Consider the following 25,419-nt stretch of genomic DNA (forward strand, 5'->3'; position numbering starts at 1 on the left):
GCATTGATAGCACCTTTGAGAATCCGTTTCTGGATTGCTTAAGAATCCCCATCCGCCTACGCGGTGGGGAGTATCAAAATAAAGAACTTAGTGCTTTCACTAAAGCCTGATTTTGTTCATCAGTACCAACAGCGATCCGTAATTTATCATCTAGTCCAGGCTGCTTGAAGTAACGGATTAAAATTCCCCCTTCCTTCAGTTTTTGATAGAGATATTCCGCTTTTTTTTGTGGAGGCTGTACCAGCAAAAAGTTAGTTTGGGAATCCCAAACATGAAAACCTAATTGTTTTAAGTCTGTTGCCAACTGGTTCCGTGATGCTTTAATCTTTGCCACACAAGCATTTTTATAAACTTGATCGGTAATAGCAGCTGTACCAATTGCACAAGCGATCGCATCAATGTTATAGCTATCCTTCACCTTAAACAATCCCTGCAACAGTTTGGGATTTGCCACCCCAAACCCCAGGCGCAATCCAGCCAACGAGTAGCCCTTAGATAGAGTGCGAATTATGATGACATTTTCGTATTCCTTTACCAAAGCCAATGCATTTTCTTCGGTAAAATCTATGTATGCTTCATCAATCACTAAAACTCCAGATAACTGGCTGGCTAATTTTCGTAGTTCATTTGTTGTTACCAGATGGCCCGATGGACTATTAGGCGATGCAATGAATGTCACAGAACCATCGACAGCAACCAGTTCTTCCAAAGGTAAACTGTAGTCCTCGCTGTAGGGAATCTCAACAATTTCCGCAGCTTGCATTTCTGCCAATGTGCGATATAGGACATAAGTTGGCATCGGATAAACTACCTTCTTCCCAGGTTCTACACAGGCTCGAACGATCAGACTCAACAATTCGTCACTACCATTTCCGACAACGATCCAATCACTAGGAACTCCTAAAACTTTACTTGCAGCTTGCCGGAATTCCCCACCAAAAGGTTCTGGATATCGTCGCAACCACTCGCCATCGATATTCTTTAGCACAGCTAGTGCCGCAGGGGAAGGGGGATAGGGGTTCTCATTGCTGTTAAGTTTGACGATCTGTGTACCGCGTTGAGGCTGCTCACCGGGAATGTAGCTAGCCATTGCATCAACGTTGGAGCGAAAGTATTTAGTCATAGGGCATTGGGTGTGTATCTTAAGCAAATTTGAACTTACAATTTCTGACAATATCGTTTTTTGTCGTTTACATCAAAAAATACGACTTTCTAAATTACGAATGAGGAATTATCAACAGATGCCAGATAAATGGAATCCAGAACTATACGAACGATTTGAGTCCGAAAGAAGTCGTCCGTTCTACGACTTGGTAGATATGATACATCGGCAAAAAAACTTACGAGTTCTCGATTTAGGATGTGGAACCGAAAAATTAACGAAATATCTGCACGACACCCTAACAGCACAGGAGACTTTAGGGATAGATGCTTCTGAGAAAATGCTGCAAAAGGCTCGTCAGTATGAAGGTAACGGACTGCGATTTGAGCAAGGAAAAAATGAGATATATTATTTTTTACAAACCTTATGGCGTTCTCAGCCAGTTTACGAAAGATGCTCCCACACATAGCACTCTAAAAGATTATATTGATGTACCTGATGTGTATCCTGTGGGACGCTTAGACTGGGATAGTGAAGGGTTGCTGCTGTTAACGAACGATGGGCAATTGCAACATCGCCTCGCCCATCCGCGTTTTGGTCATAAACGTACTTACTGGGTACAGGTAGAGCGAATTCCAGATACAGATGCGATACAAAGGTTGCAAACAGGTGTAGAAATTCAAGATTACCGCACTCAACCAGCAGAAGTGAGGCTCTTGCCAACAGAGCCACATTTACCTGAACGTAACCCGCCGATTAGATTTCGCAAAAATGTACCCACAGCTTGGCTAGAAATGACTTTGACAGAGGGAAAAAACCGCCAAGTACGGCGCATGACTGCGGCTGTAGGGTTTCCGACTTTGCGGCTAGTCAGGGTTAGCATAGCCCACCTACAATTAGATGACCTACAATTGGGTGAATGGCGCGACCTCACGACATCTGAACTGCAATTTCTACATAATTTTAGTAAATCAAAAAGTTTTCCTTCCAACTCACCGTTCGCGTAATAGGATTTGACTAATACCAATTTAATGTGAAGTTGCAAATATCTCGCTCCCCCTAAATCCCCCGATAAATTGGGGGACTTTGATAGATATTTTTCCCGTTCCACCCTTAATAAGGGGAGTCAGCGCGGTCTTGGGGGTTTCCCCCATGAGCGACTGGCGTGGGCTAGGGGGGATCGAATTCTATGCAGCTTCATAAATAATTGGTATAAGATTTTATCTATCAATTAGTTGTTGACAGACTACTAGATAGCAATACTCTGTGCGATTTGAGATGGTAAAAGACGAACATAAGGATATTCAAGAGAAGCATTACGTTGGATTATCTGTTCTTCAATCTTTCTTAATCGCACCTTTTGAAAATCTTGAAAAACTTTTCTGGCAGCTTCATCTTTAAAAGGATTAGCCATAGTTAACAAGGATTCACTGCTAAATGGTACGGGCATACTCAAAGCCTTGACTAACACAATTTGTTTAAACGATTGTAATCTGTTAGGCAATCTGTCAACTAAATTTACTGTTGACTGTTGATTCTCTAACAAATCATTAAAAGGTTGATAAATAGCAAAAGGCATATTTGGCACCCAGGAAGCATACTCATACTGGCTAAAATTTACAGCCGAATGTTGTGCGGTCGCTGTAAAAATCACGTTGGTAATGATGGCAATGAGATCGTTTAATTCCGTGAGAGAGCCAGTAATTTGAGCGGATTTTTCTGGGGAAAGTAAACCTTGAATTCTGCCGAATTCGGGGCTGACGAGTTCATTTTTCCATGCTTGCAACTCAGCATCATTCACCAAATCTTCTTTGGACTTGTAATATAACCGCAGAATGTCGGTAACATAAGTTTCAATCGCATCCCAAATGGTAATGGCATCATCCCGATAATAATAATTTGGCAAGTCAGCGACATCACGAGCAGCTAAGGCGATAGGTAAGGCTCGACGATAGAATATATGTGGTTCACCTTGATAGTTTTTGCCAGTACCTGTGTATGCCCGTCTCAGCAACTCATTAGAACCCGTAAATCCTAAAGCGCCTGTAACATCAAAAAAGCCCTCATGACCTAAGAAAATACCTCGCGCCATTTCATTAATAGCAAAGGTATTAAAGAAATGTGATTGGAGTATCTGCAAGACAATATGCTGAGGTGAGAGTTGCCGATAGGAAGCAACCGCAAAGGTTTCAATGATTAAATGGGTATCCATTAAGTGTGAGACTATCCCTTGATAGGCAATATCGGCACTCGATACGGCCATTTTGGCAGTCAACCAATTTTCTGGTGAAGATTGATGAGTGAAGATAGGGTTTTTGTTCAGGTCATGAAAACTGTTTCCTTGCTGAAGACGAATGGCCAAAGGCATTAATTGGTCTTTTTGATTAACGTGGAGTAAACATAGGGGGGCAAGTGGATATTTACCTAGTTGATCTTCAAGTTCATTGGTAATAATGTCAGCGAGGATTTTGTAATCCATTATATATAAACGATTGTTTGCCAATTCCGTCGCTAGACTGCTTCCCTGGGGTAGTAAACCACTGATGATTGCATCTGTCACAGGAAAATTTCCATCGCTGCGTAAATCTTCCGCTTTACACTTACGAATAAAAGCTGGATTGATCCCATAGATGCGTTCTCTGCCAAATTCAGCATCTGTAGTCCAGTTATTGGCTACCTTGGGTTTCTCAAAGCTTGTCCAAGGCTGGAAAAAATCATCTAGGTCTTCGATTTTATTCCATTTGTTCAATAATTTCAGACCTTCAGCCAAACCTAAGTCTGCCGTTCTTTGAAATTTAATTTTTCCTTCTCGAACCAGCTTCAAAAAGAGGAAAAATTCCACCAGAGCAACACCTAAGATTCCTTTAACAACTATCCATTGAAATCTGAGAATCTTAGCAAGAGAAAATCCCTGTTTCTCTGGTAAATTTTTGATGTGTGGTGGTACATAGGCAGGGTTTAGTTTCCATTCATATTCGGTAGCTGAATCTTTCCCAGACAAGGTAATAGCCATGATTACTATCCTTAAACTAATAGAACGAAATTATTACACTAAGATTAAAGACCCAGAAATTAGTCATAAGGGTTTTATGAATTTTAAATTCATCCTTAAGGTTAGGAACGAGTAACCTTGAGATGAAAAGGTTTATTGGGATAACCCTGCACAATAGGTAGAGGATCGACATTTTCGAGAGTACCTAACCGCAAGACTTGTTTTACTGCTAGGGGAATCTGTACCATCGAGAAGTATTTACCGTGACAGGTGTGTAATCCAGCTTCAAAAAAGGTATAAGCTAAATGAGGGGGTCGTCCGACTTTAAATTCTTGTGGTGCATCAATGACACTGGGATCGTGCATAGCGGCTATACTGCAAGCTAAAACTTGAGTTCCGGCTTTGATGGTTTGCTCATAGTCAGTTCCCTTACCCAGAGTATAGTCTTGTAGACAGGTGTTAATCACGCCCGGTGAAGGTTGTCTAAAGCGTAAAGATTCCCAAACATATCCGGCAATAGCATCATCCCGATCTTGCTGTGATGCTGCGATCGCTTCTTGAAAAATCTCAGGACGTTTCATTAATTCTACTATTACATTAGTGATGGCAATAGATGTCAAATCAACACAGGCTGACATCATAAACAATAGACTACTAACGATGTCCTCATCGGTGGTGTAAGTCGTTGGCACAGACTGCATCAGCAAATAACGCTCTAACACGTTAGGATTTGATGGAGGGTGCATCTCTGGTTGAGTTTTAACTAGTCCAAATAGATGTTCCCAAAAACTTGGCTTAGGTACAGGATTGCCGCCCGGTAATTTTGCGCGAGTGGCTTTAAGAATTTCTCTGATTTTTGGTTTCAATTCATCACTGGCAGCTGTCGCATGTGCGTTGAGTTCGGGAGAGTTGCTCAGATTTCTGACTGCGCCCTCATTGATGTCATGTAGCCACTGAACTAATTTGTCTATGGGTAATCCTTGCAAACCTAGATACCTTGATATTGCTGTAGCCGGGAGTTTTTTAGCATAGTCAACTAGATCAAAGGGGGTATCTTCTTTGACATTTTGCAGCAGAGTTGCCGCTTCTTCAAGCAAAATTTGATGATACCGAGAGATATCCGCCATAGGGAAAGCTAGACGGAGAATTGATTTACGCTGTTCGTACTCTGGTGAAGGTGGTAGTTCCACCACTGTATTGCCGATGAACTTCAACATATTTTGTTTCAGTAAATCGGTAGTGAAGATTTCATTGAGGGTCAATACGTCTTGAATATCTTCATAAGATGTTACTAGGGTAAAGGCAGGTGCTTTCAAAATCGGAGATTTTTCACGAAGTTCATTGAAAAACTCTACTGGGGAAATTGCGATCCATTTACCAATTAGCTGCATTTGTGCTTGAGCAGATGCAATTGGGTTGGGATTGTTATCCACAGCTTCTTTTAATTGTTCTAGAAAACTCTTATTTTGCTCTGTCATAGTTGGTATCTAGTAGGTTTGTAAAAAGCACTATTCCTAGCAAGTAAATTAGTTATAAATCTTTATATTTCCTACTTACTATTTGTACAAAGCTACAAATGCCAAGAAGCGAATTCCAGAAAATCTTACCTAAAATTAATAAGAATGCTTCCACCACATTGGAACGGTGCTACTAGTACCAAATAATTTATTATCGAGTAACTTTTGTTTTTTATGCTACATCAAATATATAAGTAGTTGTGACAAGGGTTGGCGATTGTGCGGAGCGTAGTGGCAAAGGCAATCACCTGTTTTGAGAAAGCGTGCTTCTTCAGATATCCCCTATTTCATCAAATTCATTCTTGATTACGCGAATGGTGAGTTCCAAGACTAATGCTCTCTAAGAGGAACTTAACTTTCTATTGTTACCTAGCGGCTTTCCAATCTGAGGAGCATTTTGCCCACTTGGGATGCGTGGCTATATTAACCAAAACTTTGAACAACATACATATCGCTACCTCTATCCCCTACTAAAAGCAAGTTACTGTCATCAGTTTCTATATCTCGACTGCCAGCAATACCCTTTTGTACAACTTTAATTAGTCTTTGGGGAGTAAAAGATTCCAATTCTACAAACTTTCCAGATTCTAACCATGCTAATTCTTCAGTAGATAAACTTTGACGAATTTCTTCAGGTAATTCTTTAGCTGCTTGCGCCGATTCAGGAGAACATTGAATGAACATTCCACGTTTAGTAGCGATAATTTGACGTGGCGTTAATCCGATATCAATAATCGCAATCTCGCTATTGAGAAACCAACTAGCATTGGTTCTAAGACGATGAACTAAACCAATACCTCGTGGATTGCAATCATGCACTGCATATACTTTCAAATCGGGATTACGGCGCAGCATTTGCATTGTGGTGTCAAAAATGCTTTGAGGATATCCAGTAATGCTGAGAATTGCACAGTTATTTTCAAAGTGGAAATTATTAGCAATTAATAATTGAGCAATGGCAGCACTATCACAAACGACTAATCTATCAAAACTGTAAGCAGTTACATCGGGATTAACTGTCGCTGGTGTATTTTCCTGGTTTGGAGCAGGAAGAATTTTGAGAATTGAACCATTTATTTGCTGCCAACGATCTAGCAAATCTTTAAGCTGAGATTCAGGAAATAAAAATTCTTGTGTTAAAAATCCAATTCTTCCTAACTGTCGGGTTCCTAAATATATAGGCAGCATCCCCAAAATAACAACAATGGTAAAGAAGCTGAATGAGTTTGAAGCGAGACTTAGGGAAATTCCTATAACAAGGATAATCCCTCCGATAACTTGTAAATTTCTAGCATTTTGTTTGCGAACTTTATTGTTGAGTTTAACTGAATTAGTTCGTTTTAAAAATATCAAAATAAACACAATATTTACGACGAGCGGGCCAATGATTAAAAAAAATGTAAAGAAATTCAGAAATACATATAAAAATAACCAGCTAAATTTGGGAAAAGATTTTGATCTGAGACGATTATCTAAAAAATAAAGTAGTTGCTTTGGTGTAAAAAACAAGGTATTATTTGCAGTAATATCAGCGATCGCCTTTGCAAAAAAAGGATCGGTAATCTTAATATTACTCATATTGGTTGGTTCAAAGGCAAAGGTATGATTGCATTTTAGACACCGACCTTGATTAGCTGTCCGGTCTTTTAGTTTATTGTCAGTTCCACAGTTAATACACTTCATAATGGTTTTTTGATGTTAGTTATTAATTGTTAGTTATCAAGTATCTGATTTGTTAGCAAAACACTATAGTCTTCCCGTTGACGAATCAAGCGATGTGTGCCATTTTCTAGCAAAACTTCCGCAGGTTTGGGGCGATGCAAAAAGTGAGACGACATGGCATAACCATAAGCACCGACATCTAAAATGGCAACGATATCACCAATTTCTAAAACTGGGAGTTGGCAATTTTTCCCCAGATAATCTCGTGAATATGTGGTGTTACCACAAATATCAGTTGTGAATGGATTGTCTGCTTGTTTCCAAGTGATAATTTCTCGGTAGCCGCCGTGTACTGAGGGTACTGAAAGATTAGCAACGGTGGTATCAACTCCAACAATCTGTTTTTCTCCTTGCCATTTCACAGAAACAACTTGAGCAAGCAAAGTTGCACATCCGGCGATCGCACTTCGTCCCGGTTCAATTACCAAATCAATTTTCCGCCCTAAACGCCTAATTCTCTCGGTTAACTCACCCCCAAAGATTTCCCAATCAAATGCTGTTTTGTTGTGGTGATACGGATAACCAAAACCACCACCAAAATCTAAATATTCCCAATCGGGTAACAGTTGGGCTGTGGCGATTAGCGTATCAATTACTTGGGTGAAAGCGGCTGTGGCGTTAGTTCCGGTTCCTCGATAGAAGTGTAAACCACTCAGCTTCAATCCAACCTCAGCAGTTAAAGCGATCGCATCAGCAAATTCTTCAGGACGTACACCAATGCGGCTATCTCCGGTAATTTCTGGTAAATTCAGGCGTAAACCCAGCCGAATATATTTCTCTCTGCCTTTGGGCAAAACTTCGCAGCACAACTGCAATTGAGCCAGACTATCGAGATTGAGAGTTGTAATTCCCCAATTTAAGACTTGTAGCATCTCAGCCCGATTTAAATTACTGCCACTATAAACAATCTCACTAGGATCGAAACCAGCTTGCAATCCCAAATAAATATCTCCTGGGGTATTAGCGTGAAGTCCCCACCCAAATGAGCGAAAAATTTTTAACAGCGCAATATTACCATTGGTAACGCTGGCAAACCGAAATTGCGTGTAAGGATAGCTGACAGCCTTAGTAATGCGCTCAATAGTTTCGCGTAAGCGATCGCCATTATAAACATAAAGCGGAGAACCATAAGTACTCAGCAACTCCTTGGCAAGTTCCTCAGCAAATGGGATACATGAGAAGATTAATTGCTCGCTCTCAACTCCTACCTTTTGTACAGACGCGATTAATCGCGTCTCTCCTAACTCTTTTTTATCTAATCTTGCCATCGCTTATAACTCCTCCATAGCCGACGAGGCAACCAAAAAGGATGATCCCAGGACTGTTTACTTCGTTCTTCATTTAAAACATGCGATCGCCAAAGTTGCCACATAATAAGTAACCAGAGAGTCTCACCAATCCGCCGCCCTTGAATACCTGCTCCGAGTTTGCCATTAACGATTTGGGCTGCAATGTGAGGATAAAAGTGATTGTTAGCGCGAAGTATTTCTGGATTGAGCCAGATGCCTAGCTGATGCCAAAAATCATTTAAACACCAAGAAGTTAAGGGAACCCCCATCCCCCGCTTTTGTCGCCAAACAATTTCGGGCGGGAGCCAATTTTCTCCGGCGCGTTTGAGGATATATTTTTCACAAGCTCCCTGCAAACAGAGTTCTCCAGATAGGCTAAATGTCCATTCTGCTAGAGGTAAATCACAAAAAGGCGATCGCACCCATAATCCATGAGTAAACCCCAATGCAGTCGCACGGGGATGGATATTCTGCGCCCCTTTGAGCATCAAACCAGCGCGGCGCAAGCGATGCAGCAAAGATGGACACTCATTGTAATCAAGAGCCGCCAATAGCCAATCTTCGGGAGGCAAATTTTGGATCTGTGCATAGACTTCTGGCTGATAAACTTGAGATTCGTATCCTCCAAGACGATGAAAAGTGCGGAGATATTGCTGGATAAAAGTTTCCTGTCCGGCGGGATTTTCTGACTGATAAACACCTGCGGCAATTAAAGGTTTGTTTGTCCAACCGGCAAATAATTGATCTCCACCTTCGCCGTTAAAAATTACCTGAGTTTCCTGACTCGCCCTTTCAGATAGAAGATACAACGGAACACACACGCCATCTCCAAAGGGCAAATCTAATGCTTGCACAGTCGGAATTAGGGCATTTTTGATGGAATTTGGGGTTACTGCAACTTTAATAAGCGGAATTTTGAGAAACTGGGCGACTTGTTCAGCATAAGGATATTCTGGAATGCCTACGTCACCAAAATCTAGAGTGTAGGCGCGGACTTTCACTCCTGCTTGTACCAACAGCGCCGCCACCACTGAAGAATCGAGTCCGCCAGAGAGAAACACCCCAACAGGCTCATCCTTTAAATCGGCAATCTGTCGTTCAATGGAATCTTTAAGGAGGGTTTGCAATTCGGTAATTGCTGTAGCTTCATCTGTTAACTGTTTTGGGGCTTCCCGCCATGAGTGGATATTTTTAGATTCAGGCGATCGCAAAATACCTGATTGGCGATCGCTCTGCCAAACTAATTCAGTTCCCGCCGTCACGGCAAACACTTCCTTAACAGGGGTTAAAGGTGTGGGAACGTAAGAAAAGCAGCTGTAGCCGGATAATCCAGCAATGCTAACTTCTGACTGTTGTAATATCGGTAAGAGTAGTTGCAGTTGGGATGCAAACCAGATTGCTTGTCCTTGCTGAGTCCAATACAAAGGCATCTTTCCGAAAGGTTCTCTACCCAAAATTAGGCAGTTATTTTCTTGGAGACTTACCCAAGCGTCGGGTGAAGTGAATAATCCTGATGCGGAAATAGCAGCAATTTGATTTTCTAGCGGTGGGGAATTTCCATCAATTCCTATATAAGCAACATTCCAGATAGGAAGAGGATAATTTCTCTGTGCAGAGAACTGACTTTTCACGCCCTCTCCTTTTGTCGGGGAGAGATTTTTTAGAATACTACTTAACAGCGCTTCCAATTCATGTTGAGCGCCGTAACCCCAATAGCCTAGAAAGTGATGCGGGATGTTGCCCATCTGGACTATTTCACTTCAAAGGTTTCATCGCTAATCTGCCGACCTTCCAGGAACATCTGCACCTGCCAATTGCCAACAGTTGCAGCCGGATTAATCGGGTAGCGACACTGAGTATCCCAGACAGACGTATTAATTTCGCGGGTTTGATATTTGTTTTGCTTGACAATTTGACCGCTTGGGTCAATCCAATTACAGGAAAGAGCTAGCTTTTTACCCAAGGGTGCATCCTTTAAGGTGACACGGTAAAAAACTTCTGGGTTGGTTTGGCGGGAAATTGTCTTCAAGTCACCGCCAGTATTTTGTACCAAGGTGATGCGGTCTTGTTGAGCAGAAACACGAGAGAGTGCAGAATTTTGTTGCCGGATGAAAAATATTGTAGATGCACTCAGTATGATTAATAATGCCACCACTCCAGAGGCAATCCATCGATTCCGGCGTTGTTGTACCTCCAGTGCTTGGCGGCGATTTAACTGAATCAGGGCTTCATCTAGTAACTCTGGCGGTAAATTCAACTCCTGTAAAATTTCTCTAACCTGCTGTTGGTCTAGTTCCGCTTCTCGACGCACTTGTAGACCTTCTACTTCAGTGACTATTTGTGATAATTGCTCTTGAGTCAGTCGCTGCGTCATAGCTTAACTCCTGTTAAAAAACTTTATAGCGATCGCTGATTACGTGCAATCAGAATAACTCTACATTAGACATCTAACTTTTGTAGATATAGGACTAGTATTTAATTTCTGAAAAAATCTAAGTATGTGTAGGGTGTGTTACGGCTTCCGTAACGCACCAAAACATAAAGGGTGGTGCGTTAAGCCTACGGCATAACACACCCTACGTATATTTCAAAAATCAAATATGAGTCCTATACATCATAAGCTACAAAATAAAGTTGTTGCTTTTCAGATTATTTCTGAGATATCTTTCCGAAAGCTTTATTTATTTTGACCCAATCTAAAATCTAAAATCCCAAATTGCTATGACTCAAGAACAACAAACCGCAATTGAAGGTATCTATGAAGTCTGTATTGGCATCCCGGAACCAATTTCTGCAATTCAGTATTGGGAGCAATTTGGCTATCGCATTGGTGAAGTGGGTGAATTAACCGCAGATGTAGCTTATCAATTATATGGAGTAAATTCGTCTTTACGCTCAATCCGTCTCTACCACCAAAATTCAGATCATGGTTTGATTCGGCTGATGGTTTGGCAAAATCCGACCCATCCAGGTTTAGGAACAGCGTCGATGAAAATTAAAGGAAATCGTTGGGCGACAAGCTTAACGACAGATGTGTTAAGTATCTTAAATCATATAGAAGATGCCAAAGCCGCAGGTTTTCCGATTAGACATAGTAACCCTTATTGGGAAGTCATCTACAACAAAGAAAAGAAAAGCCGTCCTTTTATTGAGCCAGCAGTTGGTGTACGAGAAATGCTGCTACTGCAACCTTTAGCTAGACAGGTTTTATTTCAACGGTTTGGCTATACACTGCCCCATTACGGACAAGTTAACCAGAATGCGGCTCTCAAGACTAGTCAGTTTACCCATATAGGAATCATCGTTCAAGATGACAGCAAAGAAACCCTGAAGTTTTATGAAGAAGTTTTAGGTTTGCTGCGTGTGCGTGATGATGTCGAAACTAGCTATGAATCTTCGCCAGCCGGTCGAGATATTTTTGACCTTAACCCTGGTGAAAAGTTTATTGTTACTACTTTTGACGATCCCCGTTCTTCTAAGTCTGACCTGATGGCTGCACGCAGTGGTAGACTTTATATTGTTCGATTCCCAGAATCTCTTAATTTAGAATCGCGCTTTGAGGCTGCCCAACCAGGTAGCTTGGGTATGTCTTTATATACCTATCGGGTTAAGGGAATACAAGAGTATTGCGATCGCATCAAAGCAAGTACTGTACAAAAAGTTACAGACATGATTAGTAATGAATTTGGCGAGACGAGTTTCTCCTTTATTGCACCAGATGGCTATTTCTGGACTTTGCTAGAAGGTAATTAACGACATAGGGGACACGTCGCCGTGTCCCCCTGGTTAGCAATAAACTGATGTCAGTACTTTCTGAAATTCAAAATTTTCTTAAGCAAAACTGACTTGTAGCGTATAAAAAGTAGGATCGAAGCTGGGGCTAGCAGAGAAAATTCCGCCATTTTGAGGGAAGGCAGGATAGTCACTCACTGAAATTGAGTACGTACCTGCACCCAAAAAGCTGCTGATTAATGACGAATTGCCACCGCCACTATCATCGTCACTAGTCACTAAATTCCCAGCATTGTCAAACAGTCCGAGAACCGTATCTCCTGATGTCACTGTCCTAATATTGACAGTTCCTGAATTTGCTAGGGTAAATCTAAAAAAGTCAAAATCAGCACTATTCCCTGGTTGAACTGTTGCTAACTGGGCTTCAAGATTAATGTTTGAGCCTGATGATAAGGAACGTAACCCTTCAGCGCTACCCAGTGTATTATTTGTCCCTTCTCCAGCATTTTCTTGCTCATTGAAAAGGAAGTCATCACTATCAAGTCTGAGATTGGTTTTCCCCTGTAGAATACCTATAAGCTCATCCGGCTCTGTTCCCGGTTTGTCTACGAATATTCGTGTATTGGTTCCAACAACTTGCAGGCTGTAGTCTTGTGGTGCTCCTTTGAGTCGAATTAAATCTTGGCTAGAGTCGAAGTCAGTAATAGTAGCGTAGTCCGCCAAACCAGGATTCACAGTATTATTATCGTCGTAGTAAATATTTATAAGATCCCCTAAGATAAATCTATCTGCCCCAGCCCCACCTGTAAGGGTATCAGTTTCTCCTAACCCAGGTGGAAGCAGACTATTAGGGAAAACACCGATGAGAACGTCGTTTCCAGCATCCCCATTGAGTTTGTCATTGCCTGGCCCACCCTGTAGGCGATCGTTGCCGTCACCACCATTGAGGGTATCATTGCCAAGACTACCATCTAGGGTGTCATCGCCTCCTAAGCCATTTAAAGTGTTGTTACTACTATTACCAAAGATAAAGTTGTTAAGAGTATTACCTGTCCCACTGATGGCACCAGTTCCTGTCACCGTCAGGTTCTCCACATTGGTCGCAAGTGTGTAGGCGATAGAAGACCGGACGATATCTGTGCCGGAATTAGCAGCCTCAATAATGGTATCAACAGCACCATCAATGATGTAAGTATCGTTGCCTGCTGCCCCATTCAAAGTGTCAGCACCTGTACCTCCATCAATTGTATCATTGCCATTTCCACCGTTTAGACTATCGTTGCCATTATTACCAAACAATTGGTTATTTTGGTCGTCACCAATAATGATGTCATTTGCATTTGTGCCTTTGACATTATCAAAGTTGACTACAGTAAATGGCAATGTTCCCAAACCAGGAACGTTATTGGCAGACAAACTTTGGGTTTGCAGATTAACAGTAATAGATACTCCAGCCAAAGATTGGGATGCATCTATAGTGTTGTTAGCAACATTAGCATTAGCAATAATCTTTTCTACTTTAAAGAGCGTATCTTGCCCCAACCCGCCAGCTTTTTGAATGGTTCCAACACCTGACAAGGTAATAGTTTGACTTACTTGACTGTAGTCTGCAATATCTATGCCATCTCCACCATTAATACTGTCGTTACCCTGACCGCCTTTGAAGGTGTCGTTTCCGATGCCTCCATCAAGTGTGTCATTGCCATCTCCACCGATTAGACTATCGTTCCCTGTCCCACCAGCGATAGAATCATTACCAGCTGCACCATTCAAGGAGTCATTACCGGATGTACTATTGGCATTACCACCAATAGCCCAACCTACTATTGTATCATTTCCCGAAGTCCCAGAGATATTGTCAGGATTTGTACTACCAAAAATAAATGCCATGTTATTTCTCTTGAATTTCTAACTAATAGGTCAGTTCAGCCTTAGTCAAAGAACTATTTATCAGTTCAATGTAGATTACTTATCATTTGTATAATCCTATTTCCCAACCCTTAATTATTAATTGGGCTAGGAATTTTCAAATAAAAAATATCCAACTATTTATTGTGGGCTGGGTAGAAAAGTCCGGCTTTGGTTACGGGCGAACGAGATACCTACTTAACAAAATTAGATAATTTATTTAATGAAAATACCTTAATAGATTAATCAAATGATATGTAATTAGGTCAAATATTTTGTCAATGTAATTGGTTTTGAACCCAGCTGTAATTATTTAATTACCATGAATCAAAGGTTACATTAGCTTATTTATCAAATCTTTAAAATCTTAATAAATGCGATTTGTAATACATTGAATTATCTTTGTAAGAAGTAATTAAATATTGTTTCAAAGCTACTGATTTTTTCGTAAATGTTGCGATACTTTTCCGCTTAAGGTGGTACTGGTCGTTAAATCAGGTTTATTCGTAAATAAATATTATCTTTAAGAAAAGAAAATACTTTTGTATTAAAGAAGTAAGTTTTATAATAGATAAGTTAAATTTATATATTAGTCCAGAGAACTTGGCGCTTAATAAAACTGAAGCTTTACATAAATTTTATATAATTCCTTTAAGCGCTCTTACCCAATCGCAATTCCCAATCCCTTTTACGTGTCAATAAAAATTTGAGGGATGAATCAATTTTTAAATTTCTTTTGTTTTTCTCTTCCTTTGTGTGCTTCGCGTCCTTTGTGGTTCGTTCCTTTACCCATCAAACTATAGCGGTTCTCAGTTGAGTGAGGTACAAGAACCCCACCCCCAACCCCCTCGCCGCAAGCGAGGAGGGGGCTATGAAGTATCTCATGTGATTAGAAAGCGCTATAAGTTGACAGACTACTCCGCTTTTCGATTTACCTGTAACCAAATTTCTAAACTGAGAAGCAACCACAGCTTCACCCCATAACGACTCCAAGTATCTCCTTGATAGTTTAACCAATTGCGAATTGGTAACTGGTTCAAGTAAGGAGTAATAGCCGCATCACCATTGAGCAATAAATCTCTGGCTTCTTGCTGCCAATATTTCCGAAATCCTAACTGCACGGGCACCATCATGCCGCTTTTGGGACGATGAATAATCGCATCTGGTAAAATATCTGCGTTCGTCGGAGACTTACCGTAGGTAATCGCTTGCTTTAAGACAGCTTTTTCTTCCACTCCCGAAAGCTTATACTCTGGAGGGATTTCCATACTTAAATCTACTACTCGTTGGTCAAATAGAGGAGAACGACCTTGTAAAAGGGCTGCTTGAGTCAAGTTACTGACTTTGGTCAGAATTTGGTCAGCGCCTTTATATTTGATGTTCATTGCCATCAAACGATTCAGATAGCTGGCTTGGGAAGATAAATCTTCTTCAAAAACCCAAGGTGCTGTTTGTACTGCTGTCCAAACTTCTGGTTTTAAAAGTTGCGGTAAGTCTACAGCGCACTTTTGGAAGGAAATTAAATAAGCTTGCAATGCATCTTGATTGGTGACAGAACCATATAAACTATTAATTAGCATTGGCTGATTTTTTGGCCCGCCAAAACAGGGGTCGCCACCTTCACCATTTAAAATTACTTCTACGCTTTCTCTCGCTAATCGCCCCAGCAAAAGGTTGGGAACAGTTAGTGGGTCGCCAATGGGGTCATCTAAATAGGCCATTGTTTCTGGCAGACGTGACCACATATCCTTAAAAGTAATTTCTAAAATGTGGTGCTGCGTCTGGCAATGGGATGCAACGAGACTAGAAAATTCTAACTCATTGGGACATTCAGAACCGAAATGAATCGAGAAGGTGTGAACTGGTGCTTTGTGGAATTTCGCTACTAAAGCAGTGATACTGCTAGAGTCCAAACCGCCAGAAAGAAAAACGCCGACGGGTTCATCGGCTGGTGGTAAATATTCTTGAACAACTTGCTCTAGGAGTTCTCGCAAGCGATCGCCATGCCATGCTAAAGGTTGATCTACTGCTATAATCTGTTCTTGAAGCTGCCAATACGCTTCAACTTTGTGGTCGGGAAATTCTAAAACGGTTCCAGGTCGCAGTTCCCGCACCTGTTCCCAAAGCGTTCGTTCGCCAGGAACAAAGGCACAACAAAGATAATCTCGCAACGCCACCAAATCTAAATCGGAGGAACGATGGGGTGATAAAGTTCTCAGTTGAGGCGCAATCCAACGAACCGAACCAGTGGTAGTGTAGTAGAGGGTACGAACACCGATGCGATCGCGAACTAACTTCAATACCTGTTTTTCTCGATCCCAAATCACTAGCGCAAACATCCCCACAAGTTGGCGAAGACATTCAAACCCCCATCGTTCCCAAAGATTAGCAACTATTTGCAAAGAAGTTTCTTTAAAGCTATCCGGTTCAATGCCTAACTTTTGTAGTAACTGCACTCGGTTAGTTAACCAAATATCACCAACAACAACAAATCGTCCTCCAGAACTGATGGCTAATTTTTCCGTCAGAAATCCAGAAGCTGTACGGGGTAGAATTACAGAAAAATTTTCATCTCGCCAAGCGATATTTTCATAACTTTTATCAACTTTTCCCCAAGCTACGCGCCAGGTTGGGTCAGTTTTGGTGAATTCGATTTTAGGAGATTTACGATTTTTAAACGCATCAAATAGCATGGGAAATTTTCAACGCATAATTAGTAATTTTAGGCAGTTTTAAAATAAATAGACCACACACAAATCTATCTTCAAGAAGGCTAATTATGCAATTCAATTTGGAACAGCTTACCTTTCTCCAAGATGCAAGCAGATTCTATCCCTAAAACGATCGCACAAGCAAGTCAGCAAATGCAAAGTGGCTTGCTAACTTCCAGAATATTAGTCAAGCATTATCTCGAAGGTATCCAAAAGTTCAATCCTACACTCAAGGCTTTTATTACCGTTTTCGAGCAACAAGCCCTAGGAACTGCTATACAAAAGGATTCTGAGCGAAGTAACGGTCAAGAATGTGGATTGCTACACGGAATCCCTATTGCTGTCAAAGATAATATTGATACAGTAGGAGTAAACACTACAGTTGGTTCACAACTTTTTTGCGATCGCATACCATTATCTGATAGTGTAATTGTCCAAAAGCTAAAGGCAGCAGGTGCGGTAATTTTAGGTAAGACAAATTTAAGCGAATTTGCGGCTGACCTTTCTGGAAACAATCTTTTTTATGGAAATACTTGCAACGTCTGGAACCACAACCACTCATCAGGAGGTTCTTCTAGCGGAAGTGCAAGCGCCATTGCGGCTCATCTTTGTTTAGCTGGAATTGGTACAGATACTGGTGGTTCAATTCGAGTTCCCGCCAGTTGGTCAGGTGTGGTGGGATTGCGCCCAACTCACGGACTACTTAGCAATGAAGGGATTTTTCCCCGCGCTCCTAGTTTTGATACAGTTGGGTTTTTGACAAATTGTGTAGAAGATATTGCCATTTTACTTGATGCTGCACTCTTCCCTATCTCCACAAATTTAAAACAACTGTATCCTTTATCAAATAACATCAACGGTTTAAAGTTGGGCATAATTAGTAACTATACATTTCGGGGAATTGAACCAGAAGTTGCTAAGGAAATTTATAACGCCATATCCATATTGAAACAACTAGGGGCGGAAATTATCACCATAAATTCTCCATTCTTAGAAGAGGAATTTGACGAGGTGACTTATTCTACTATTGCTCTTTATGAATTTCATCAAATTTTGCAAGCAGAATATGCTACAAACCCCAATATATTTGGAGCAAAAGTACAAAGTGACTTATCTAAAGGAGTCAAAATTTCTCATCAAAGTTACAAAAAGGCAAAGCAGAAATGGGAAGAATGTTTTCTGCAACGGCAAAAACTGTTTCAGCAAGTGGATATTTTGCTAACACCCACAACACCAATGGTTGCACCTCTTCTTAACACAGACACTAAAATTTATCAATTAAATCGCCGATTTATGTTACCTTTCAGTTTTCTCGGCTTACCTGCAATATCGTTACCTTGTGGGCGAAACTGTCAGGGTTTACCTATAGGATTGCAACTTGTTGGTAATTCTTATACTGAAGCTTTAATTTTGAGAGTTGCCTTTGCCTTCCAACTTGCTAGTACTTTCTCTGAAGATAGCCTTCTCTAACTAACGGTAAAACATTTCGCCCCACATTTTCGCACTCTTCTAAATGGGGATACCCAGACAAAATAAAAACTGTGATTCCTAAATTTATGTATTCTAAAAGACGCTCTGCAACTTGTTGATAGCTACCAACAATAGCCATTCCCGCACCACTCCGCACCACCGAAATACCAGCCCAAAGCAGTGGTTCAACATACCAATCTTCATCAGCATTTCCCCGTAATTCCCACTGTCGGCTTTGACCAACACTTTCCCGCTTGGTATTAGGAAATTCAGTAGCTCGTGCTTTATCGAATGCTTTTGGAGAAACTTTTGCCAGCATTTCTTTTGCTGTTTCTCTGGCTTCGATTTCAGTTGTTCGAGCAATAATATTAATCCTCAATCCATAACGCACATCTTTTATGCGTCCGCAATTACTAACTAATTCCTGCATCTGATTGATTCGGTCAGCAATTTGTTGTTGTGCTTCTCCCCACATTAGATAAATATCTGCAAATTCTGCACCCACTTGTTGAGCTATTTCGCTTGCACCACCGAAATAAAATAGCGGCCCAGACGGTTGCAGAGGTAAAGTTTCTAACCGAGTTTGATGGAGTCGATAAAATTCTCCTTCATAGTCAAAGGGATTAGTGGTTGACCATAACTGCCGACAAATTTGCATAAATTCACGAGTGCGACGATAGCGGCTATCACGATCTAAATAATCACCATACATTGCCTGTTCCATTGGTCGTCCACCTGTAACAATATTAAGCGAAAGGCGACCTTTACTAATGTAATCTAAGGTAACAGCCATCTTTGCCAATATTGGGGCCGAATAGAATCCTGGACGTACAGCTACCATCGCTCCAGCATTCATAGTCAGGGCTAAAACTGCTGTTGCTAAAGTCCAAGCCTCCATAATATGGTGGTTGAAACCCATACCAATTAGAACCTGCCGAAACCCAAATTTTTCTGCTGTTTTAAAAATCTCAACGGTATACTCAAGACTGGGAGGACGTTCCCAACCTGGTAAACCTAAATAGAATCCATCACCAGATACCGGAGCGCACCAATTAAATTCAAGTTTCTCTTTTGCAAACATTCAGACAAATTTTAAATTGCGATTCAATTATGCACTATAGAGCAAAACAAAACTTAAAATGCAAGTTAATGAACGGAATTTGTGTTGCAATTAAAGATAATAATGAATCGTTGGCAGCGTTATTAAGAACTACGAATTGTTCAAATTAATTTTCAGAAATATAGATTTTCAGTTGAAGGTTTGTTCTCAAACTGCTAAGGTAAGCTAGCAGCGCATAAATAAAAATCACAATTCCAGCCATTTCTAAAAATTCTTCAACAACTATGCCAATTAAGGTTATTAGGCTAAGTCGCCCAAAATCTTCTCTCAAAAGTCCACCTACCATTTCCATACCTAAAGTTCCACTCACATAAACAACTGCGGCAATCAGAAATAAATACCGAGTCTTGTGAGGGAGATGGAGCCAAAATTTTAGATATTTAAATGCAAAAAATACCAATAAAATAGCACCCGGTATAACCCAGGTTTGGTAAAATATAGGATTGAGATGAAGCCATTCTCGCACTGACGGAATTATCAAAATCTCGTGGAAACTAAATGCTTCATCAAAACTCAAATATAAAAATATAAAATATAATATTTTCCACTGAGAGAAATAGCGGTCTTCCTTCTTAATAGCGGTAATTGTTTTAAGTAATCCCGAACAAAATAATAGAGAGAATGCAGAATACCAGGCAGGAATATTCAATTCTTCATCTAAGCTAAATAGGTTGTAAAACCATTTGCTAGCTGGGAACGAAAACTCTGTAAGCAAGAAATAGGTACTTAGAACGCCTGCTAAGGTGAGGCAGATAACTGCGACAATTAAACACCGAGCAATTGTTTTAGCATAAAGATGAATTGGTAACTCTATATTATGGCTTGATACTTGCTGCATACGCATATTGAGCTAATTTCCTTTATGGGAAAAAAATAATTAATAGGAAATTATCTCATATAGGCAAATGATATGGGCTAACTTTACAGAATTTTGATTAAGGAAAATCCTAAATTTTGAACGGAATTGCCAACATACTACGTTAAGACTATCTAAACAGTGTATTTTGTGAGCAATATTAAAAAAGTTAGTGATAACTTGAGCTAATAGTCTAGAAGTTGATGAAAAATATTACCTAGCAAAGATGACTAACTCAGCACCAAGTCGTTTGGGCGAACTCGCCAAACTGTTTTTTAAACTGGGCGTTATCGGTTTTGGGGGCCCGGTTGCCCATATCGCCATGATTGAAGATGAAGTGGTTAAGCGTCGTCAGTGGTTGACAAGGGAGCATTTTCTGGATTTGCTGGGCGCAACTAACCTAATTCCTGGGCCAAATTCTACAGAAATAGCTATTCATATAGGATACATCTATGCAGGATGGTTGGGACTGATTGTGTCAGGTGTCTGTTTTGTCTTACCTGCGGTTTTAATTACTGGTGGGTTTGCTTGGGTTTATGTTACCTACGGTACTCTACCTCAAGTTGCTCCCTTACTCTATGGCATTAAATCGGCTGTTTTAGCAATCATTATCAATGCCCTCTGGGGTTTGGCAAAAAAGTCTGTGAAAACTCGCCAATTACTAGCGATCGCTTTAGCTGTGGGGTTAATGACATTATTATTCAAATTAAATGAAGTAATTGCCCTATTAATTGGGGGATTCCTAGGTATGGTTTGGTTACATTCTCGTAATAAAAACGACAAATCAGGAGACAAAGCTAACTTTCTGATTGCTAGTCTCAGCACAGGTGCGACTTTAAAGGCATCAACGGTTGTTGCGGCATCGGTAGCTACCGCATCTACTGTAACCAACGTTTCTTTATGGCAGTTGGGTTGGTTTTTTCTCAAAGTCGGTAGTGTCTTGTTTGGTGGTGGCTACCTTTTGGTGGCTTTTATCCAAGGGGGATTAGTTGAAGAATACGGCTGGCTGACACAACAACAGTTATTAGATGCGATCGCAATTGGTCAATTTACTCCTGGGCCAGTACTTTCTACTGCTACATTTATAGGTTATATCATTGCTGGTATACCTGGCGCAATTGTTGCCACAATCGGAATTTTTCTACCTTCTTTTGTTTTCGTTGCTGCCCTGAATCCCTTAATTCCCCGCTTACGGGCCTCTTCTTGGACTAGAGCATTTTTGGATGCGGTGAATGTTAGTGCTGTAGCGCTAATGGTTGTTACCACCCTGCAACTTGGGGCAGCCACTTTAACATTACCACAAGCCCCATTTGTAGATTTTCTCGCCTTGGCGATCGCGATCGTCTCTGCGATTTTAGCCATTCACTTCCGCATCAATGCTGCATGGCTAGTCTTTGGTAGCGCTTTTATTGGATGGGGCGCTTCCCTCTTGGGCTACACTCGTTGAAATTGCATATTTTATCAAAACAGAATTGAGGAGTCAGGAGTCAGAATTCAGTTGGATTGATCCGCCAACAGTCTTATGCCCTTCGCTGGAGCTTCTTCAACAAGCCAATATTAAATCTTGCTTTCAAACTATTTTCATGTGATAATCTCCATTAACTCCGGTAAGACCGTATATTTACCGTAGTTAATGGCGTGAGTTGAATAATTAAGTTTTAATCTGTTTAAAAGTTACAAGCATGGTAATAGACATACCAGTTTCTAACTTCAGGACTGCTATCTAGAAAAAGTTTGCTAATTTGCATTTTAGCAGACATCTTTATGCATATCTGTGCATATTTTAGATTGAAGTTCTAAATATTGACGGATGAATTTTTCCTGCCAATGTTTATCTATATATTTCCATCCCACCATCTCAATTATTCAAGAGTCATAAATTTGTTAAGGTGAAATATGTCAATTCAAGACACAGTATCTAATTGGGAACATCTGTTAGAAATTGCCCAAAAAAATACCCCTGCTCGACGGGTGCGTAGACCAGGCCAATCCCCTTCTACTGCTCCCATTCCTAGCAGTCTTCATAAACTGCCGCCAAATACCGAACCACCAGTATTGCTCTACCGCGATACTAACTCTTGGTGTCCATTTTGCGAACGGGTTTGGTTTGCTCTCGAAGAAAAGGAAATCCCCTTTGCGACCGAGTTTATCGACTTAACTAACAAGCCTAAATGGTATACTGATTTAGTTCCTACAACCCTTGTCCCGGCTGCCAAAATTGAGGGCAAGTTAATCTATGAATCCAAAGAGATTCTGTTAGCATTAGAAGAACGATTTGGGCCAACTTTGCTTCCTGAAGATCCACAAGAAAACGCCATTGCTAGGCAGTGGCTTGAAGATGCTGAAACCAATGGTGTCAGAGATATCGCTTACAAATTCCTCCGACAAGCCCCTGAAGATCCTCATGAATTAGCCAGCTTACAGGTAGCTTTTGAAGCTAAATTAGACGAACTTGAGCAACTTCTCGGAAAGTATTCTGGCCCCTACTTTTTATCCACATTTAGCGTGGTAGATATTACCTATAGCCCCCATCTAGACAGATTGGCGGCTAACTTACCTGTTTATCGAGGATATCACCTCAAGGGAAATCCCCGCTATCCTCTCATCAATGCTTGGTTTGAAGCACTGAAACAGCGTCCCGCCTATCACCGCGTCAAATCGGATGATACCACCAATAATTTACTTCTGCGTCGCCGATGGGGTGTGACACCAATCGGTAATCCTTTACCCCCAGATCCAGCAACTAGCCAAGAAATCCAATTTCGGGCAGAAGCGGCCGAGAGATTGACTGATAACCGAGAAGTTGCTTTAGGAGACATCCTAAAAAACTCCGGGGTTCAAGCATTGGCGGTTAATGGCGACACAACAGCCGTGAAAGAAGCAGTTGATTTTCACCTCAGATTGCTGGCTGACTATCTCATTAATGGCAATGGTGCAGCATTACCGTGGGGGCGCGTGGGTGGCAAAGACAACGCCGATCCGACTGTAGCTGCGATTGGAGCCATTACACTCGCATACGTGAGAAATCGTATATGTGCGCCACGAGATATGAGCGCTGGCGCTGCAACTGCATTCCGGGCAGCAGCAGATAAGGTGTTGGCATCTCTTTATTAGCGATCGCTCGTGACGGTTAAGATTTTGGCGTTGCATATTTGCGAGATGAATTGGCAGCTGGAAGCATCGAAAAACTATTCCGCATTAAACAAAATCATCCCGTGATTCAGCAACGCCAAGATCCTATTTGGCCTGGTGGTAGTCTAAACAATTTTAGCTACCACTTGTTTTGCTCGGTACGATGACCCCAAATGCCCAATTTCCTATCTATCATTTCTGTCATACCGATCGTTTCTATCATTTCTGTCATACCTGCCATTTCTGCGATCGCCAACTGAAAACTCAGCCCGGCAACCATTTCTCACCCAAACACGATTATTCCTATACCCCCAATTTCCTCTACAAGTGGCATTAGACAATTGTCTAACAAGCCTGACTCTGCCTCTACTAGGTATTGAACAAGTATTCCTCTGATTATTATTGCTTGAACAAGTGATTATCTCCTGGGCTGAAGCGGGAGCGGCAACGCCCAAAAGTGTAGCTAGACTAACGCTGGCAACCATAAAGGTGGCAGCAACTATGGGGAAACGTATTACCATAATAAATGTTAGAACTCTTCAACAATCAAATACTATAGTAATTGTAGCGAACTGTTTTATAGGATGTTTTTATAGCGGATTAAATGCAAAGATTCTTTGCACTATCAACAGTACTAGGTATAACATTCTCTATCAAGCAGATAATCATTATTTAAGAGGCCATTTATAAAGTAAACCTTAAATTTTAGGGTGCATTAAAGCAGCGCGTAACGCACCTGAAATATGTTGCGTTACGGCTGAATTAGACTTTATCAAACCCTCAAAACCTATACAGACGTAGCACACCATACTTCATATTTACTTTATAAATATGCTCTAAGTTTTAATTTAACTTTGTAAAATATTCGAGCCGATAGAAAACTATATCTGAAGATATTTAAGAGATTTATTGTAAGGATAATAATGGTATTGATTTGAGTAAATTTATACCAAAAAAGGAGAGTATTGGCACTCTCCTTAAAGGTTATATAAGGGGAAATTTACAGCTTAGTGATGAAAACGAGCTTGACGTTCGCGTAATTCACGAGCGCGTTGTTCGCGGGCTTGACGTTCATGCAATTGACGGGCTTGACGTTCGCGTAATTCACGAGCGCGTTGTTCGCGAGCTTGACGTTCGCGCAATTCACGAGCGCGTTGTTCGCGGACTTGACGTTCGTGTTGGACTTTGCTGTTATTAAAAGCTACAGTATCATGATTAAAACGATCGCGATCGGATTTAAATTCAGCAGCATTAGCATTTTGAGAAATAGCAGTAATTGAAGCAACTGCTAATAAGCTTCCAAGTAGAATGGATTTCAAGCGGTTCATATATCTTGTAATATACTTTGTATTACTTGATTTGTATGTACTCAATCTAATCGAAGCCATTAAGCACACGCCTGTGAAAAAAGTCATGTTTAAGTGGTTACTTTTGTCCCTAATATCAGGATTTATATTTGATTTTTGAAATTGGTTAACGGTCAAAATCTTACCTGAGATGGATGATACCCTCAGTCCGTCTTACGCAGTAGTCGGTATTATAATTGCTGCAACAACCTCACCTGGGTTTGAGAGTTCAGTTTTAATCCCTAATAGGGATTTTGGGCTATTCGGGAGAAAAATCTGCTCAAGCCGTCAAGCTTTCTTTGTGGAGAACAGGTTCGTGCTGAGGTGATTCAAAGGCACTCAAAAACATTTGAGCGATCGCCAAAACGATGGATTGTAGAACGGACATGCGAGTGGCTCAATCGATTTCGGCGTTTGAGTAAGGATAAGGAAAAGCTAGAAGCATTAGGGCGTGTCATCAATTAGATAAACTGGAATCAGAACTGCTGGAAAAGAATAAACACTATTGAAACCGATGACGCG

General features: G+C 40.9%; 19 protein-coding genes and 2 pseudogenes. 7 read left to right on the plus strand and 14 right to left on the minus strand.

Annotated features, from left to right (window positions below):
- Positions 1-73: 73 nt before the first annotated feature.
- Positions 74-1,123, minus strand: a complete 1,050-nt coding sequence (hisC, locus tag CDG77_RS24900) for a histidinol-phosphate transaminase (protein WP_094332020.1) — start codon at positions 1,121-1,123, stop codon at positions 74-76.
- Between the two features lie 118 nt (positions 1,124-1,241).
- On the opposite strand from hisC, the gene CDG77_RS24905 reads away from it, so the two are divergent.
- Positions 1,242-1,571, plus strand: a complete 330-nt coding sequence (locus CDG77_RS24905) for a methyltransferase domain-containing protein (protein ID WP_223269964.1) — start codon at positions 1,242-1,244, stop codon at positions 1,569-1,571.
- Positions 1,501-2,109: an rRNA large subunit pseudouridine synthase E gene (locus tag CDG77_RS24910; RefSeq protein WP_094332021.1), complete on the plus strand. Its 609-nt coding sequence runs from the start codon at positions 1,501-1,503 to the stop codon at positions 2,107-2,109. Before CDG77_RS24905 ends, CDG77_RS24910 begins: the two co-directional genes overlap by 71 nt.
- A 242-nt stretch (positions 2,110-2,351) precedes the next feature.
- Here CDG77_RS24910 and CDG77_RS24915 read toward each other — a convergent pair whose 3' ends face one another.
- From CDG77_RS24915 to CDG77_RS24940, 6 genes are all read right to left on the minus strand, one after another.
- Positions 2,352-4,115, minus strand: a complete 1,764-nt coding sequence (locus CDG77_RS24915) for a lipoxygenase family protein (RefSeq protein WP_094332022.1) — start codon at positions 4,113-4,115, stop codon at positions 2,352-2,354.
- Between the two features lie 101 nt (positions 4,116-4,216).
- The gene (locus tag CDG77_RS24920; protein WP_094332023.1) at positions 4,217-5,572 is read right to left on the minus strand and encodes a cytochrome P450; all 1,356 of its coding nucleotides are present in this window, start codon (positions 5,570-5,572) and stop codon (positions 4,217-4,219) included.
- Between the two features lie 462 nt (positions 5,573-6,034).
- Positions 6,035-7,294, minus strand: coding sequence for a hypothetical protein (locus CDG77_RS24925; RefSeq protein WP_094332024.1), 1,260 nt, complete (start codon positions 7,292-7,294; stop codon positions 6,035-6,037).
- Positions 7,295-7,323: 29 nt separating this feature from the next.
- Positions 7,324-8,601 carry a diaminopimelate decarboxylase family protein gene (locus CDG77_RS24930; RefSeq protein WP_223269965.1) on the minus strand — a complete coding sequence of 426 codons (1,278 nt, stop codon included), beginning with the start codon at positions 8,599-8,601 and terminating at the stop codon, positions 7,324-7,326.
- The gene (locus CDG77_RS24935; RefSeq protein WP_094332025.1) at positions 8,589-10,367 is read right to left on the minus strand and encodes an asparagine synthetase B family protein; all 1,779 of its coding nucleotides are present in this window, start codon (positions 10,365-10,367) and stop codon (positions 8,589-8,591) included. The genes CDG77_RS24930 and CDG77_RS24935 overlap by 13 nt, the downstream gene beginning before the upstream one ends.
- Before the next feature lie 5 nt (positions 10,368-10,372).
- Positions 10,373-10,996, minus strand: coding sequence for a DUF3859 domain-containing protein (locus tag CDG77_RS24940; protein ID WP_094332026.1), 624 nt, complete (start codon positions 10,994-10,996; stop codon positions 10,373-10,375).
- A 347-nt stretch (positions 10,997-11,343) separates the two neighbouring features.
- Here CDG77_RS24940 and CDG77_RS24945 point away from each other — a divergent pair, with 347 nt between their 5' ends.
- Positions 11,344-12,375 (plus strand): VOC family protein, encoded by a 1,032-nt coding sequence (locus tag CDG77_RS24945; protein WP_094332027.1) that lies wholly within the window; start codon positions 11,344-11,346, stop codon positions 12,373-12,375.
- A gap of 78 nt (positions 12,376-12,453) precedes the next feature.
- On the opposite strand, the gene CDG77_RS24950 is transcribed toward CDG77_RS24945, so the two are convergent.
- Both CDG77_RS24950 and CDG77_RS24955 read right to left on the minus strand, forming a co-directional pair.
- A complete protein-coding gene (locus tag CDG77_RS24950) occupies positions 12,454-14,244 on the minus strand; it encodes a DVUA0089 family protein (protein WP_094332028.1) in 1,791 nt (596 codons plus the stop codon).
- A gap of 932 nt (positions 14,245-15,176) precedes the next feature.
- The gene (locus tag CDG77_RS24955; RefSeq protein WP_094332029.1) at positions 15,177-16,955 is read right to left on the minus strand and encodes an asparagine synthetase B family protein; all 1,779 of its coding nucleotides are present in this window, start codon (positions 16,953-16,955) and stop codon (positions 15,177-15,179) included.
- 123 nt (positions 16,956-17,078) lie between these two features.
- Between CDG77_RS24955 and CDG77_RS24960 the strand changes: the two genes are divergently transcribed.
- Positions 17,079-18,443, plus strand: a complete 1,365-nt coding sequence (locus CDG77_RS24960) for an amidase (RefSeq protein ID WP_094332030.1) — start codon at positions 17,079-17,081, stop codon at positions 18,441-18,443.
- Here CDG77_RS24960 and CDG77_RS24965 read toward each other — a convergent pair.
- Together CDG77_RS24965 and CDG77_RS24970 are read right to left on the minus strand one after the other, a co-directional pair.
- Positions 18,412-19,524 carry an LLM class flavin-dependent oxidoreductase gene (locus tag CDG77_RS24965; protein ID WP_094332031.1) on the minus strand — a complete coding sequence of 371 codons (1,113 nt, stop codon included), beginning with the start codon at positions 19,522-19,524 and terminating at the stop codon, positions 18,412-18,414. The two genes, CDG77_RS24960 and CDG77_RS24965, sit on opposite strands and share 32 nt — an antisense overlap.
- 145 nt (positions 19,525-19,669) lie before the next feature.
- Complete coding sequence (locus tag CDG77_RS24970) at positions 19,670-20,407, minus strand: hypothetical protein (RefSeq protein ID WP_094332032.1); 738 nt, start codon at positions 20,405-20,407, stop codon at positions 19,670-19,672.
- A 238-nt stretch (positions 20,408-20,645) separates the two neighbouring features.
- Between CDG77_RS24970 and chrA the strand changes: the two genes are divergently transcribed.
- Together chrA and CDG77_RS24980 are read left to right on the plus strand one after the other, a co-directional pair.
- Positions 20,646-21,866: a chromate efflux transporter gene (gene chrA / locus CDG77_RS24975; protein WP_094332033.1), complete on the plus strand. Its 1,221-nt coding sequence runs from the start codon at positions 20,646-20,648 to the stop codon at positions 21,864-21,866.
- 449 nt (positions 21,867-22,315) lie between these two features.
- A complete protein-coding gene (locus CDG77_RS24980) occupies positions 22,316-23,533 on the plus strand; it encodes a glutathione S-transferase family protein (RefSeq protein WP_094332034.1) in 1,218 nt (405 codons plus the stop codon).
- A gap of 157 nt (positions 23,534-23,690) precedes the next feature.
- Here the strand turns inward: CDG77_RS24980 and CDG77_RS37895 are convergent, their stop codons facing one another.
- The 3 genes and pseudogenes from CDG77_RS37895 to CDG77_RS24990 form a co-directional block, all read right to left on the minus strand.
- The gene (locus CDG77_RS37895) at positions 23,691-23,831 is read right to left on the minus strand and encodes a hypothetical protein (RefSeq protein ID WP_223269966.1); all 141 of its coding nucleotides are present in this window, start codon (positions 23,829-23,831) and stop codon (positions 23,691-23,693) included.
- Between the two features lies 1 nt (position 23,832).
- Positions 23,833-24,072: pseudogene (locus CDG77_RS39180) on the minus strand (DUF3011 domain-containing protein); the annotation flags it as partial.
- A gap of 486 nt (positions 24,073-24,558) precedes the next feature.
- A complete protein-coding gene (locus CDG77_RS24990; RefSeq protein ID WP_094332036.1) occupies positions 24,559-24,879 on the minus strand; it encodes a hypothetical protein in 321 nt (106 codons plus the stop codon).
- A 275-nt stretch (positions 24,880-25,154) separates the two neighbouring features.
- Between CDG77_RS24990 and CDG77_RS37905 the strand changes: the two are divergent.
- A pseudogene (locus CDG77_RS37905) lies at positions 25,155-25,329 on the plus strand (IS5/IS1182 family transposase); the annotation flags it as partial.
- Positions 25,330-25,419 lie beyond the last annotated feature (90 nt).

The sequence above is a fragment of the Nostoc sp. 'Peltigera membranacea cyanobiont' 213 genome, from assembly GCF_002245975.1.
Taxonomy (GTDB): domain Bacteria; phylum Cyanobacteriota; class Cyanobacteriia; order Cyanobacteriales; family Nostocaceae; genus Nostoc.

Excerpts from the sequence above, each read along its gene's own strand:
- CDG77_RS24905 (WP_223269964.1), top strand. The coding sequence starts at position 1,242 with ATGCCAGATAAATGGAATCCAGAACTATACGAACGATTTGAGTCCGAA.
- CDG77_RS24970 (WP_094332032.1), bottom strand. The coding sequence starts at position 20,407 with ATGCGTATGCAGCAAGTATCAAGCCATAATATAGAGTTACCAATTCAT.
- CDG77_RS24980 (WP_094332034.1), top strand. The coding sequence starts at position 22,316 with ATGTCAATTCAAGACACAGTATCTAATTGGGAACATCTGTTAGAAATT.
- hisC (WP_094332020.1), bottom strand. The coding sequence starts at position 1,123 with ATGACTAAATACTTTCGCTCCAACGTTGATGCAATGGCTAGCTACATT.
- CDG77_RS24950 (WP_094332028.1), bottom strand. The coding sequence starts at position 14,244 with ATGGCATTTATTTTTGGTAGTACAAATCCTGACAATATCTCTGGGACT.
- CDG77_RS24965 (WP_094332031.1), bottom strand. The coding sequence starts at position 19,524 with ATGTTTGCAAAAGAGAAACTTGAATTTAATTGGTGCGCTCCGGTATCT.
- CDG77_RS24920 (WP_094332023.1), bottom strand. The coding sequence starts at position 5,572 with ATGACAGAGCAAAATAAGAGTTTTCTAGAACAATTAAAAGAAGCTGTG.
- chrA (WP_094332033.1), top strand. The coding sequence starts at position 20,646 with ATGACTAACTCAGCACCAAGTCGTTTGGGCGAACTCGCCAAACTGTTT.
- CDG77_RS24940 (WP_094332026.1), bottom strand. The coding sequence starts at position 10,996 with ATGACGCAGCGACTGACTCAAGAGCAATTATCACAAATAGTCACTGAA.
- CDG77_RS24925 (WP_094332024.1), bottom strand. The coding sequence starts at position 7,294 with ATGAAGTGTATTAACTGTGGAACTGACAATAAACTAAAAGACCGGACA.
- CDG77_RS24990 (WP_094332036.1), bottom strand. The coding sequence starts at position 24,879 with ATGAACCGCTTGAAATCCATTCTACTTGGAAGCTTATTAGCAGTTGCT.
- CDG77_RS24955 (WP_094332029.1), bottom strand. The coding sequence starts at position 16,955 with ATGCTATTTGATGCGTTTAAAAATCGTAAATCTCCTAAAATCGAATTC.
- CDG77_RS24915 (WP_094332022.1), bottom strand. The coding sequence starts at position 4,115 with ATGGCTATTACCTTGTCTGGGAAAGATTCAGCTACCGAATATGAATGG.
- CDG77_RS24960 (WP_094332030.1), top strand. The coding sequence starts at position 17,079 with ATGCAAGCAGATTCTATCCCTAAAACGATCGCACAAGCAAGTCAGCAA.
- CDG77_RS24935 (WP_094332025.1), bottom strand. The coding sequence starts at position 10,367 with ATGGGCAACATCCCGCATCACTTTCTAGGCTATTGGGGTTACGGCGCT.
- CDG77_RS24945 (WP_094332027.1), top strand. The coding sequence starts at position 11,344 with ATGACTCAAGAACAACAAACCGCAATTGAAGGTATCTATGAAGTCTGT.
- CDG77_RS24930 (WP_223269965.1), bottom strand. The coding sequence starts at position 8,601 with ATGGCAAGATTAGATAAAAAAGAGTTAGGAGAGACGCGATTAATCGCG.
- CDG77_RS37895 (WP_223269966.1), bottom strand. The coding sequence starts at position 23,831 with ATGGTTGCCGGGCTGAGTTTTCAGTTGGCGATCGCAGAAATGGCAGGT.
- CDG77_RS24910 (WP_094332021.1), top strand. The coding sequence starts at position 1,501 with ATGAGATATATTATTTTTTACAAACCTTATGGCGTTCTCAGCCAGTTT.